Origin of the sequence: Novosphingobium sp. RL4 (genome assembly GCF_035658495.1) — a bacterium.
GTDB lineage: Bacteria > Pseudomonadota > Alphaproteobacteria > Sphingomonadales > Sphingomonadaceae > Novosphingobium.
Genome location: NZ_CP141945.1, coordinates 988,512 through 1,001,379 on the forward strand (window position 1 = coordinate 988,512; position 12,868 = coordinate 1,001,379).

9 protein-coding genes are annotated in these 12,868 nt (G+C 65.9%); 4 read left to right on the plus strand and 5 right to left on the minus strand.

The window, feature by feature from the left end; genetic code table 11:
• Positions 1-130: 130 nt before the first annotated feature.
• Complete coding sequence (locus U9J33_RS21490) at positions 131-1,621, plus strand: MFS transporter (protein WP_324699138.1); 1,491 nt, start codon at positions 131-133, stop codon at positions 1,619-1,621.
• 311 nt (positions 1,622-1,932) lie between these two features.
• On the opposite strand, the gene U9J33_RS21495 is transcribed toward U9J33_RS21490, so the two are convergent.
• The 3 genes from U9J33_RS21495 to U9J33_RS21505 form a co-directional block, all read right to left on the minus strand.
• Positions 1,933-3,288, minus strand: a complete 1,356-nt coding sequence (locus U9J33_RS21495) for a tetratricopeptide repeat protein (RefSeq protein ID WP_324699139.1) — start codon at positions 3,286-3,288, stop codon at positions 1,933-1,935.
• A 135-nt stretch (positions 3,289-3,423) separates the two neighbouring features.
• Complete coding sequence (gene ligD / locus U9J33_RS21500) at positions 3,424-5,937, minus strand: DNA ligase D (protein ID WP_324699140.1); 2,514 nt, start codon at positions 5,935-5,937, stop codon at positions 3,424-3,426.
• 15 nt (positions 5,938-5,952) lie between these two features.
• Entirely contained in the window at positions 5,953-6,843 is an 891-nt protein-coding gene (locus U9J33_RS21505) for a Ku protein (RefSeq protein ID WP_324699141.1), read from the minus strand.
• 161 nt (positions 6,844-7,004) lie between these two features.
• Between U9J33_RS21505 and U9J33_RS21510 the strand changes: the two genes are divergently transcribed.
• The 3 genes from U9J33_RS21510 (at position 7,005) to nikR (ending at position 10,002) form a co-directional block, all read left to right on the plus strand.
• Positions 7,005-8,240 carry an FAD-dependent oxidoreductase gene (locus U9J33_RS21510; protein WP_324699142.1) on the plus strand — a complete coding sequence of 412 codons (1,236 nt, stop codon included), beginning with the start codon at positions 7,005-7,007 and terminating at the stop codon, positions 8,238-8,240.
• A 165-nt stretch (positions 8,241-8,405) separates the two neighbouring features.
• Positions 8,406-9,323: a BON domain-containing protein gene (locus U9J33_RS21515; protein ID WP_054436155.1), complete on the plus strand. Its 918-nt coding sequence runs from the start codon at positions 8,406-8,408 to the stop codon at positions 9,321-9,323.
• A gap of 205 nt (positions 9,324-9,528) precedes the next feature.
• A complete protein-coding gene (nikR, locus tag U9J33_RS21520; protein WP_054436153.1) occupies positions 9,529-10,002 on the plus strand; it encodes a nickel-responsive transcriptional regulator NikR in 474 nt (157 codons plus the stop codon).
• Here the strand turns inward: nikR and U9J33_RS21525 are convergent.
• Positions 9,985-10,821: a hypothetical protein gene (locus U9J33_RS21525; protein ID WP_185999190.1), complete on the minus strand. Its 837-nt coding sequence runs from the start codon at positions 10,819-10,821 to the stop codon at positions 9,985-9,987. The genes nikR and U9J33_RS21525 overlap by 18 nt on opposite strands.
• Positions 10,818-12,782 (minus strand): TonB-dependent receptor, encoded by a 1,965-nt coding sequence (locus U9J33_RS21530; protein ID WP_324699143.1) that lies wholly within the window; start codon positions 12,780-12,782, stop codon positions 10,818-10,820. The genes U9J33_RS21525 and U9J33_RS21530 overlap by 4 nt, the downstream gene beginning before the upstream one ends.
• Positions 12,783-12,868: the final 86 nt, after the last annotated feature.

Sequence of the window (12,868 nt, forward strand, 5' to 3'; positions counted from 1 at the left end):
GAAGGTATTCGTATGCATGTTGCCGTCGCCGAGCCGCCATGCAAGGTCTCCGGGCCATGACCGATGCGACCATGGATGCGCGCGGCAAAGGGAAGGAATGCCGATGACGGGGGCCGGGAAAGGCGCGGAAATGCTCGAAAAACCGCGGCAGGGATGGGCCGGGCTATGGAACATCAGCTTCGGCTTCTTCGGCATCCAGATCGGCTTCGCGCTTCAGAACGCCAATATGAGCCGGGTCTTCCAGTCGCTCGGTTCCTCGATCGACGACCTGCCCGCCCTGTGGATCGCCGCGCCCCTCACCGGGCTGCTGGTACAGCCGATCGTCGGGCATATGTCGGACCGCACCTGGCTTGGCCGCTTCGGCCGCAGGCGCCCCTATTTCCTCGGCGGCGCCGTGCTGGCCGCGGTCGCACTGCTGGCGATGCCGGAAAGCGGCGGCCTGCTGATGGCAGCCATGCTGCTGTGGATGCTCGACGCCAGCCTTAACATCTCGATGGAGCCGTTCCGCGCCTTCGTCGGCGACATGCTGCGCAAGGACCAGCACACCGCAGGCTACGCGGTGCAGACCGCCTTCATCGGCGCCGGCGCGGTGGTGGGGTCGCTGTTTCCCTACGTTCTCGACCACTTCGGCATCAGCAACAGCGCGGTGCCGGGCGGGATACCCGATACCGTGCGCTACAGCTTCCTGGCGGGCGGCCTCGCCCTGCTGGCGGCTGTGCTGTGGACGGTCCTGACCACGCGCGAATATTCACCGCAGGAGCAGGCCGCCTTAGAGGAGCCGGAGCAATCGCCTTCCGCACCGGCGGCCGACAGCCTGGCAGACCGCAACCTGCTGGGCGGGGCGCCGTGGATCGCGGCAGGCGTGCTCATCGCGCTGGCCGTGCGGTTCTGGGGTCTGGAAAAGGAAGTCTATCTGCTCGCCGGCCTGCTCGCGGCATACGGGATGGCGGTGATCGCCGCGATCGCCTTGGCCCGATCGGGGCGCAGCGCCTCGATGCTGGCTGGGATCGTCGGCGATTTCTCCGGGATGCCGCCCATCATGAAGCGGCTCGCCTTCGTGCAGTTCTTCAGCTGGTCGGCGCTTTTCATCATGTGGATCAATACCACGCCGGTCGTCGCGCAGTATCATTTCGGATCGGCAGATCCCTCCAGCCCCGCCTATCAGGAGGCCGGAAACTGGGTCGGCGTGCTGTTCTCCGTCTACAACGGCGTGGCGGCCGTGGCGGCGCTGGCCTTGCTTCCGTGGCTGTCAGGGCGGCTGGGCAAGGCCCGCACGCACGCGCTGTGCCTCATGTTCGGAGCCCTCGGTTTCGCGGGCTTCATGGCCATTCGCGACCCGGATGCGCTGGTGCTGTGCGAAATCGCAATCGGAATCGCCTGGGCCTCGATCCTGGCGATGCCCTACGCCATTCTCGCCAGCAGCCTGCCGCAGGCGAAGCTGGGCGTGTTCATGGGCCTGTTCAACGTCTTCGTGGTGCTGCCGCAATTGCTGGTGGCCACCGTCATGGGCTCGATCATGAAAGCCTTCTTCCCCGGTCAGCCGATATGGACCATGGCCTTTGCCGCCGCCACCCTGCTGATCGCCGCGCTCGCCGCTCTGAGAATTGGTGAAGCGCATTAGGTCGTAACCCTCGGCTCCGGCGCAAGGCGAACTGCTCTTTGGCGAATGCGCAAAAAATAGGCCCCGCGGAAACCATTCCCGCGCGGGGCCTAGGTTGGGTCGCTCCGAATATAGCGCCGGCCTGGTCCAGATCCCCCGATCCTGCGACCTGCTCCAGCAGATCAATGCCCCCGACGCCCACAAGAATTATTCTACGCCCACGCAGGTGATTCTACGGTGATGCAAATTGCTGCAAATTGCAGAAATCCGCCAAAAATCATTTTCTTATCAGCGCCGCGGCGATGGGAGAGGGGCTATTCGCTCATACCCGATCAGGGTAGCGCTACCCTCGGCGGCGGGAACACCAACTGCCCGAGCAGGCCGGTCACTTCCGGGTCGTTCTTCCACGCCGATTCGATTCGCCGGGTGACGGGCCGGGAGTTCCAGCGCTCCCCCAACACCACCGCCTCTTTCATGAGCGAGACCAGTTCGTTCCGCCGCCCGGTGGCCGAGGCGTAGAATGCCGGTGTCTGGCGGATGCGCCGCCCACCCTCGGCAAGTTCGCCGCGAGCATCCGCAATCAGGATGTCGGGCGCGCGGGCAGGATCGTTGTTCAGCGCCCCCGTCATCTTTTCCGCCAGCGCGGCCGCGCCCGGATCCGAGCGCAACCGGGCGAAATCGCCGAGTTCACGAGTGAAGCCGCGAATATCGCCCATGCCGAGATAGACCCAGGAGAGACAACTGCTGATGGTCGCGTCCTGCGGATAGGTTCGCTTGAGGTCGAGCAGGAGCGCCAGCGCTTCCCGGTCATTCCCGGCCTGCCACCGCGACCAGGCATGTTCCACCGCGATCGGCTGGGAACCGGGCATCAGCAGCATGGCCTTGGTATAATACCGTTCGGCCATCGCGTCTTCGCCAAGATCCGAAAGGATGTTGGCCAGCCAGAAATATGTCTGCCCGTCTTCTCCATCGAGCCGCAGCGCCTCGCGGAAGGATTTGAGCGCGGCTTCGGGATCGTTGTCCCACCAGTATTCGATGAAGCCCTGCGCACGGTGAGCGCTGGCCAGATCGGGATCGAGATCGAGCGCTTTCTGAGCCGCGCTCCGCGCCTTGCCGAAGGCCTCCGCGTCGTTCACCTCGCCATATTCCCGGTAGATCAGCCAGCTTTCCGCCAGTCCCGCGCGGGCCGGCGCGTAGTTCGGGTCACGCTCGATCACGGACGTGTAGAGCCGGATCGAAGCGGCGAGATCCTTGGGTGTCCGGTGCCCCCATGCATCGCGCGCGGCCACGAAATCGCGTGCCACGACGGGGTCTTCGGGCAGGGCCTCGCTCTGCGAACGGTCATGCCACAAGCCCCATGCGAACAGTCCTGCAAGCGCCAGCGCGGCAAGGCCTGCATAGAGGGCGGGGCTACGATATTTCCCCGTAACCGCTCCGTCCGGCTCCGCATCGAATGAACCCTGCGGCGATTGCGGCAGTGGTATGTCGAACAGTTCGGCAGTGGAATTCCGCTGCGCCCATTCGACCAGTTCCCGCTCGAAGGCGAATACCGTCTTCTGCTTGCCGCCGGGGAGCTGATGGATCGGCAGCCCCCTTTCGCGCGCCCAGCGGGCAACGGTTGTGCGGTCGCGGCCGAAGTGAGCCGCTATCGCTTTCCACCCATCAAGTCGACGGTCTTCTGATGTCATAAAAACCCGCCCGCCCCTAGGTCCCGAAGGTTACTCGCTCCTTAAGTAATTCTCAAGATTGGGAATGCCGATGTTCAGCAACGATACAGATTTTTTTGCAGTGTTCACAAATGAACATTATGAACATGCTGCAGATCACAAGTCGGGTAAGCTCTGTTCGGCGAAACCCCACCCCCGCAGTTGGGCGGCCCGTTCGATCAGGCGGTGGCCATCGCCGATCGCGAAGGGATGCGCATCGCTCATCTCATCCAACTCGTCCCAGGCGATCGGCACCGCTACCAGCGCTCCCACACGGGCACGGGCGGAATAAGGCAGGACCGCTGTGCTACCGCGCTGGTTGCGCAGCCAGTCGATGAATATCCTGCCCTTGCGTCTGGCCTTGCTCATCGTGGCGACGTAGCGATCGGGTTCCGCCTGGCTCAGCGCTTCGGCGAACCGGCGCGAGAAATCCTTGTGCGCTTCCCAGTCGTGACCGGGCGTAAGCGGCACGATGACATGCACCCCCTTGCCTCCCGAAAGCATGGCAAAGCTGACGAGGCCGATATCCGCAAGGTGGCGGCGCAAGTCCTGCGCGGCGCGGCGGCATTCCGCGAATGGCAGCCCTTCGTCGGGGTCGAGGTCGAAGACCATGCGATCAGGCTTCTCCACCGCATCGGCGCGGGCGCCCCAGCCGTGGAATTCGATCGTGCCCATCTGCACGCAGGCAACCAGACCGTCCGCGTCGCCAAGGTACAGATAGTCCTCGCTGCCGCCATCCTTCTCGCGGATCGGGACATGATGCACATGTTCGCCGAACGAGCCACTGTCATGCTTCTGGAAGAAACATTTCTTCGCGCGGCCCTGAGGACACCGCACGAGGCTGATAGGCCGGTTGGCGGCAAAGGGCAGCATGAGCGGCGCGATCTCGGCGTAGTAATCGGCAAGCTCGCCCTTGGTCTGGCCGCTTTCGGGAAATATCACGCGGTCGCGGCTGGTCACTTTCACGTCGATCACGGCGCGTGGGGCGGGTTTTGGCATTTCCGGCGCAACTTCCCTTGCTTCCTTGTCCCCGCGCAGCCCCAGGAAGCTGGCATGGCGAACCCGGCCTTCGGCCGTGAATTCCGCGAAGGCCACTTCGGCGACCAGTTTCGGCGTGACCCAGCTCGCCCCCCGCGCCTCCGCGCCTGCCACTTCGGCGGGCGCGGTCTTGCGTGCCAGAGGGGCCAGTCTGGCGGCGATGTCGTTCAGCCCATCGGCGTCGAAACCGGTGCCGACCTTGCCGCGATAGACCAGCCTGCCGTCTTCGTACTGGCCCAGCAGAAGCGAGGAAAACGGCCGTCCGCGCGCAGTGGAGCGGCTCCAGCCGATCACCACGAACTCCTGCCGCCGGGTGCACTTGATCTTGACCCAGCTTCGCGTGCGCCGCCCCGCGTAAGCCGCATCGATGCGCTTGGCGATCACGCCTTCCTGCCCGGCCCGGCACATGGCATCGTATAGCTTTTCGCCCGCGCCGATCACATGGTCGGCCACGAAAACGGGCGGCAGCGCTTCCGAAAGGAGCGCCTCCAGCCGCTCTTTCCGCTCGATATTGGGAAGCGGGGCCAGATCGCGACCGTCAAGTTCCAGCAGGTCGAATGCGTGGAACTCCAGAGCATCGCTGTCCTTCTGGCTGCCATGGCCGCGCTTGAGCACGGCCTGCAGGCTGGAGAAGCTCGGATTCCCATCCGCGCCCCGCGCGATGATCTCTCCGTCGACCAGGCAGGGCGGCAGGTCCAGCCCGGCGATGATCCCGGCCAGCGGCGCGAACTTGTCGGTCCAGTCGTGGCCGTTGCGGGTAAAGACGCGGACCGTGCTTCCCGCCGCCGCAACCAGCGCACGATAACCGTCGAACTTGATCTCGTGCATCCACAGGTTGCCGTCCGGCACCGCGTCCACCAAAGTCGCGAGCTGCAAGGCGCGGAATTTCGGCGGCGTGCCGGTTCGCGCCTTGCGCGCCCTCGGTTTCGCAGCCTTTGCATTATGCTCGGCCGCAGCGCCCATGGCCTGCGCGAAAGCCTTGCCTTTCTTGCCCCTTAGCGACTGAGTGCCCTGCCGATCGGCCTCGATCTCGGCCATGGTCCGGCCGGTGAGAACGCTGGTAAGCCCCTCGTCCACTAACCTGTCGCCCGAAAGCGCCTCACCGTCTGCGACCTTGCGCAGCAGCCAGTTCTCGCGCTTCTCGCCGGGGCGGCCCTTCATGCGCACCAGCAGCCATTCGCCCTTCATCCGTTCCCCGTGGAGGGCGAAATGCAGATGGCCCTGCTCGATATCCTTCGCGCTCTTGCCCGCGACCGGCGCCCATGTCCCCTCGTCCCACAGCATCACCGTGCCGCCGCCGTATTCGCCGTGCGGAATGCTTCCCTCGAATTCGGCGTAGGAGAGCGGATGGTCCTCGGTGCGCACCGCAAGGCGCTTGTCCTCGGGATCGGCGCTCGGCCCCCTGGTCACCGCCCAGGACTTGAGCACGCCGTCCACTTCGAGCCGGAAATCCCAGTGCAACCGCCGCGCGGCATGTTTCTGGACGATGAAGAGATCGCCGCCGGCGCTCACCCCCTGTTTGCCTGACGGTTCCGCCGTCCTCGCGAAGTCGCGCTTGCGGTTGTATTCGGCAAGGGGATCGGGTTTCCTCACGCCTCGCGCCATGGCTCAGGCCCGCTTGCTGCCGCGTGTCGCCGCGGTCTTGCCGGAAGGCGCCGCGCGTTTGGCAGGCGCCTTTTTCGCGGGCGCGGCTTTCTTCGCTGCTCCCCCTTCGCCTACCGATTTCCTGAGCGCCGCCATCAGGTCGATCACGTTGCCCTTGCGGTTCCCGGCGGGTTCCTCGACGTCCTCCAGCACCCGCTTGTTGCTCTTGGACTTGACCTTCTTGTCGATCAGGCGGTGAAGCGCGTCGATGTAGCGGTCATGAAACTCGGCCGGGCGGAAAGGCGCGGTCTTCTTGTCGATCAGCGTGGTCGCCAGGTCGAGCAGGTCGGCATCGGGGCTGTCGTCGCCGATCTCGCGGAAATAGCCCTGCGCCTTGTTCACCTCGTCTGCATAGCGCAGAACTTCCATGACGAGGCCCCGTCCGCAGGGCTTGATCGACACGAGTTGCTCGCGCCCCCGCACCGCCAACTGGCCTAGCCCGACCTTGCGGCTTTTCCGCAGCGCCTCGCGGAGCACGATATAGGCTTCCTCGGCGAGATCGTCGGCCGGCACCACGAAGTAGGGCTTCTCGTAATAGAGCACGTCGATCTCGTCGGCATCCACGAACTGGACAAGCTCCAGGGTCTTGCGGCTTTCGATCTTCACCGCCTCGATCTCCTCCTCATCGAGGAGGACGTAGTTGCCCTTGGACACCTCGTAGCCCTTGATGATCTCATCACGGTCCACCGGGCCCACGCCGGCGGCCACCTTTTCGTAGCGGATGCGCTTTCCGGTGGGTTCGTGGATCTGGTGAAAGGAGATCGCGGCGCCGGACTTCGTGGCCGGATAGACCTCGATCGGGATCGAGACGAGCGCCAGCCTGATCTGTCCCTGCCAGTATGCGCGTGCGGCCATGGCCTGTTCCTTCCTCGCAGGAAGAAGGAAGCCGCGAGGGCCTGTCGTGGTTCCCGTGGCCATTCGGGCGAGCGCCGAAAGAGATGAAGATCGCGCTGCCCCCGAACGCCCGCCTCGCACGTTCCAGTCTGGTTCGGCAAAGGCGAAGGACGGCAATGGCGATGAACGAGCAATCGATGGTTCTCACGGAATCCCGCGACTTGCGCACCGGCAGCGTGCCCTGGCGGGAAAGCGAATGGCACTGCCCCAAGACCTCGGAATTCCCTTCCGCCGAAGTGGACATTGCGATCCTGGGCGGCGGCATAATGGGTGCGATCCTGGCCGAACGCCTGAGCGCAAGCGGCCGGAAAGTCGCCGTCTGCGATCGCCGTCCGCCCGGTTGCGGCAGCACGGCCGCCTCCACCGCACAGATCATGTGGGCCATGGACGTGCCCCTGCTGACCCTGGCCCGGACGCTGGGCGAGCCGGAAGCGGCCCGGCGCTGGAAGCGCGTGTTCGCCGCGGTCCAGCGGTTCGGCGAACGGCTGGACCGGCTCGGGATCGACGGCAAGCGCACATGTCCCACGCTCTATCTCGCGGGCGACCTGCTGGATGCCGATGGGCTGCGGGAGGAAGCCGAAGCCCATCGCCGCCATGACCTGCCGTCCGACTACCTCGACGCGGCGGCCGTGGCCGAACGTTTCGGAGTGGCGCCCCGCGCCGGTATCGTCTCCTCCGGCTCCTTCTCCATCGACCCCGTGCATACCTGCCACGAACTGCTGGGCCGCGCCCGGCAGTCCGGCGCGGAAGTGGTCTATCCGATCGACATCGCCGCGCTGCACCCCGATCCCGCCGGGATCGTGCTGGAGGCGTCCGACGGGCGCTCGTTCCGCGCAAGGGACGTGATCCTGGCCACCGGCTACGAGCGCGCGCGCCTGTTCCTGCCCTCCAGCTTCTCATTGCTTTCGACTTTTGCCATTGCGACGCGGCCCGGAATCGCTCCGCTCTGGCGGGAGGACGCCATGATCTGGGAGGCGAGCGATCCCTACCTCTACGTTCGCACCACACCCGACGGGCGGGTGATCGCGGGCGGCGAGGATGTCGAACTGGCCGATTCCGACAACCGCGATGCGCTGCTCCCCGGCAAGGCGGGAACGATCGCCGCGAAGCTGGCCGCCACGCTGGGGTCCGGGCCGATCGCATGGGATCGCGCCTGGAGCGCGACCTTCGGAAGTTCCCCCGACGGATTGCCCGCGATCGGCCGCAGCGCTTCGATGGAGCATGTCTGGCTGGCGGCCGGGTTCGGCGGCAACGGCATAGCCTTCGCCGCTCTCGCCGCGGAACTGCTGGAGCGCGAGCTTGCGGGTGAGCCCGACCCGGATGGCGACGGGTTCGACCCCTACCGGTTTTCGTCCTGAACGCCGCCCCCTGCGCCGCCCTCTGCGACAGACGCCCCGCAATTCGCGCCGGACAGTGGATCGCAATCCCCGGCGGCCCGTTTGAACTTCAGACGCCGAGAGAGCCGGCCAGTCCCGGACATCTCCTCCGTCCGAAAGTTTTGAAAAACGCCAAGGAGAGCAGCCATGAATCGACGCGATCCCAACATCACGCCCTCGGCCGGAAAGCAGCCTTCCGGCGGCTATCGCAGTGACGAATCGTCCTGGGATTCGCCGCGCCAGACCCATCAGTGGCAAGCCGACGCAAACCGTCAGGCCGGCGGTGACTGGGTGCAGGATGACGATCAGGGCACCAGCCACTTCGGTGAAGGCCGCGCCCGCGACAGGGCTCGCCCGGATGGCGCCAGCCGCTACGATACCGGCTCGCGCGATTATCGCGGCGACGACAGGCGACCCCTGCAAGGCGAACGCCGCTATCGCTTCTCCGGGGAGAGCCGCTCTGCAAGCACCTCCGAATACCCCACGCACACTTTCGATGCGAGTGGCGGCAACGACTTCGCCGAATTCACCGGCGACGACTATGGCGGCCGGGATTTCTACAATCGCGGCGGCGGCCTGACCGGCGGCATGAGGCCGAGCGGTTCCTATCGGCCCAGCCATGGCCCCGGAAGCTGGGCATCCAGCGATGACTATGGCGGCTGGCGCGAATATGGCGAACGCCGCGGCTTCCTCGAACGCGCGGGCGACGAGATCGCAAGCTGGTTCGGCAGCGAGGATGCCACGCGCCGGCGCGAGGAAGACCACCGCGAGGATCATCGCGGCCGCGGGCCGTCCGATTACACCCGCTCCGACGAACGTATTCGCGAGGACGTGAACGATACGCTGACGAATGACTGGCGGATCGACGCCAGCCATGTCCGGGTTGTGGTAAAGGACGGTGAAGTCACGCTTGAGGGCACGGTGAGCAGCCGCCAGTCGAAGCGCCGCGCCGAAGACCTTGCGGACGACATCACCGGCGTGCGCCATGTGCAGAACAACTTGCGCGTCGGCGATTCAGTGGGAAGCACGACCACGCCATCGGCCACCACGCCGCTGTCTCGCTGATCGCTCAGCGATACGCGGACAGGTTCGAGGGGAAGCCCGAAAGGGCTTCCCCTTTTCGCATCCATTACCCTCCGCATCCGCTCCGGCTCGGTCCGTTCGCCCTTGGGGCGCGGTCAGGAGTATCCGAGCTGGAGGCCGGGTTTGACGGGGCCCGATCACCGCGCCAGACAGGGCCTGTCTTTTCCATCCCGAAAGTGCCCGATCCATGCAGCGCGTGACCATCTCCATCGACGATCAACTCGTGGAGACGCTGGACCAGCTGATTGCCGAGCGCGGCTATCAGAGCCGTTCGGAAGCCATGCGCGACCTTGTGCGCGGCGCCATCGAAAGCTGGCGGCAGGAGAACAGCCGCAGCGAGCATTGCGTGGCCAACCTGTCCTACGTCTTCGACCGCCGCACCCGCTCGCTGCCGCAGCGCCTTGCCGATCTCCAGCACGAACACCACGATCTGGTGGCGGCCAGCACGCTGGTCCGGCTGGACCATGACCACGGACTGGAAAGCGTGATGCTCAAGGGGCCGACCCGCCAGGTCAAGGCTTTCGCCGACCGGGTCCGGGCCGAGCGGGGCGTGCGCTTCGGCACGATCAACATGCTCGACGTGGAAGCCGGAGACGGTCACGACCACGCTGGCGCGCATGACCACCACGGCCATGCGCATATGTCACCGCGCAGCAAGTGAAGGCCCGGCGCGCCCTCCTCTGGCACGCAGGGCGTGCAGCAGCGCAGCGAAGGCGAAAGTCCCGGCGCTGAGCGCGACGACCGCAGCGCTGGCGGCAAGCCCGTGCGCCTCGCGCCATTGATCCAGCCTCGGCAGCAGCAGGGCCGCCATTCCCAGCAGGCCCAGCCCGAGATTGGCAAGTCCGATCCCGCCGGTGACGGCGCGCGAGACCATCGCCGCGCGCGCGTCGGCCGAGCGCAGGAGATGGACGGTCAAGGCCCCGTTCGCGGTTCCCACCAGCACCATTCCCGCCGCGAAACCTGCACAGCCCATCAGCGCCCAGGGCCAGCCGCCCAGCAGCTTTCCCGCAACCCCCAGCCCGAGCGCGATCGCCACCGTATCGAACGAGATCGCAAAAAGGGCGCCGGTCAGCACGATCATCAGGCTCCTGTCGGCAGGAGGAACCAGCCGGCTGCGCCAGCCCCGGACCGGGACCGGCCCGGTTCCGGCATGGCGACGTACCGCGCGCAGGTTCATCATGCCCAGCAGGATCAGTGTCGTGGCCGATATGGCCACTCCCGTCAGCGCCAGCCAGTCGGGCGGGGCCACTTGGCGGGAAAGGAACAGGCATCCGGCAAAAGCGATCCCGGTCACGACCAGAACGTGACCGGCCGCGAAGGAGACCCCCGCCATGCGGGCGTGCCACGGCCGGGAAACCGCAGATCGCCGCGCGGCAGCGTCTACCACGGCAAGATGATCGGCATCCAGCGCATGGCGCGCGCCAAGCGCGAAACCGGTCAGCAGAAGCGCCTGAAACGAGAGCGTGGCCGGATCGATCACAGGCGATACCTCAGGGAAAGGCGAACCTGGCGCGGCTCTACCGGGTGAATGTGGCGGTCCTCCACGCCTTCCGCCGGCTCTCCGGCAAGACGCGAGGCGTAGTAATAGGAGATGTCGGCATCCCTGGCATCGAAGAGATTGAGCACGTCGAGACCGATCTTCACGGCACCGCGCGTGTAATAGGCGCCCAGGTTGACGAGGCTGGTGGGATGCGAACGCACGCTGTTGTCCTCGATCAGCGGTGCCGCGCCGAAGTGGCGCAGCCGCAGGGCGCCGCTGAAGCCATGGCCCAGTTCGACCGCCGCTCCGGCCGAAAGGACTTCGCTGACGGCGTTGGGAATGCGGTCCTCCCCCGCATCGACGCCGCGAAACCGCGCATGGGTGAGCGCACCGGCGGCATCCAGCGCCAGCCAGTCCACCGGGCGCCAGAACAGCGTCGCCTCCACGCCCCGGCGGTGCGTGGCATCGTTGGGCTCGGTGGAGCCACCGTCACCCACGAAGACCAGTTCCGAACCGAGGCTGAGGTGGAAGGCCACGAGCGAGGCGGTAAAGCGCGGCAGTTCCAGCCGCACGCCCAGTTCCTCACCCCGCGCCTTCACCAGCACCGGCACGCGGTCCACCGCTTCCCCCGTGACGGGATCGTTGCGGATCGCCGCCCCGCGCACATCGTTGGAATGGAAGCTCTCTCCGTAATTGGCGTAGAACTCCAGCCGGTCGGTCGCTCGCCAGGCCAGCGCGGCTTTCGGGCTCAGCATCGCGCCGGAACCCTTGCCGGAATTGGCGGCCATCGTCAGGGCATTCACGTCATAACCATAGACATCGCCGCGCAGGCCCAGCGTCAGGCGCAGCCGGCCAGAAAGCGCGGCCGCCGCCTCGCCATAGGCACCGCCGCTGTACTCGTCGACCTTGTCCTTCCGGATCGCCGCGCGCGTTACGCCGGCGACCGAGGAATAGAGCCCGATCTTGCCGATATGATCCCACCGCCCGTCCCCACCCAGCGTGAAGGTGACGGGCAGCCCGGCGAACTGCGATTCGATACGGTGACGGACCGAGCCGCCGAAAACGCCGCGCCGGTCGCGCTGCTGGAACTCGTCGCCGTTGACCGGGTCATTCAGGAAGTATGTGAAGTTGGACGTCAGCAGGAACCGGTAATAGGTCGCATAGGCGGAGATTTCCGTATTCCCGAGCGCGGCGTTCCCGAACAGGCCAAGCCGGGTCGTGCGTCCGCCAAGTGCGGGATCGATGTTTCCCCAACGATCGATCAGCCCTTCGTCGATGGCGCGCCGGGGAACCTGGTCCGTCGCATTCCAGGTCGCGCGGTAGCCGGTGAAACCGATGCTCCATCCATGTTTCTGTGTGCCCTGGGTATACTTCAGCAGGCCGTTGACCTTCTTCAGGTCCTCATCGAGATCCCAGGGGCCGTTGGAATGCGTGCCGTCCACCGCCATGAGCAGGTCTCCGCCCATCGCCTTCACACTGCCGGCCGCCAGCGCCCGGTAGTAGCCGTAACTGCCTGCCGTCGCCTCCATCAGCGGGCGGGACAGGCTGTCGACGGTCCTGAACTGCACGGTTCCGGCGGCTGAGAAATCCCCGACATCCGCAAAGTACGGGCCCTTGCGATAGTCGATCCGCTCAACCAGTTCAGGGATCAGGAAGTTGAGATCGAGATAGCCCTGCCCATGCCCGTGCGTGGGCATGTTGATGGGCACGCCGTCGACGAATCCCGCAAAATCGGTGCCGTGATCGAGATTGAAGCCGCGCAGGAAATACTGGTTCGCCTTGCCCGTGCCCGAATGCTGCGTGGCAATCACACCCGGCACATTCTCGACCAGTTCGCCCACGCGGCTGAGCGGCTTGTCCGCGAAATCCTCATAGCCCACGACGCCTTGCGAGCCGGATTGCGCAATCCCGATCTGCGCAAGACCGCGCCCGTAGACAACGATCTCCCTGTCCGCCGCCACAGGCACTTCCTCCTCGGCCAAGGCCGGGTGGGCAGACAGCAGGGCGGCCGCAACAGCCGCGCTGCGACAAGCACTGCGCCTAAACG

Excerpts from the sequence above, each read along its gene's own strand:
- nikR (WP_054436153.1), top strand. The coding sequence starts at position 9,529 with ATGCAGCGCGTGACCATCTCCATCGACGATCAACTCGTGGAGACGCTG.
- U9J33_RS21505 (WP_324699141.1), bottom strand. The coding sequence starts at position 6,843 with ATGGCCGCACGCGCATACTGGCAGGGACAGATCAGGCTGGCGCTCGTC.
- U9J33_RS21515 (WP_054436155.1), top strand. The coding sequence starts at position 8,406 with ATGAATCGACGCGATCCCAACATCACGCCCTCGGCCGGAAAGCAGCCT.
- U9J33_RS21510 (WP_324699142.1), top strand. The coding sequence starts at position 7,005 with ATGAACGAGCAATCGATGGTTCTCACGGAATCCCGCGACTTGCGCACC.
- U9J33_RS21490 (WP_324699138.1), top strand. The coding sequence starts at position 131 with ATGCTCGAAAAACCGCGGCAGGGATGGGCCGGGCTATGGAACATCAGC.
- U9J33_RS21495 (WP_324699139.1), bottom strand. The coding sequence starts at position 3,288 with ATGACATCAGAAGACCGTCGACTTGATGGGTGGAAAGCGATAGCGGCT.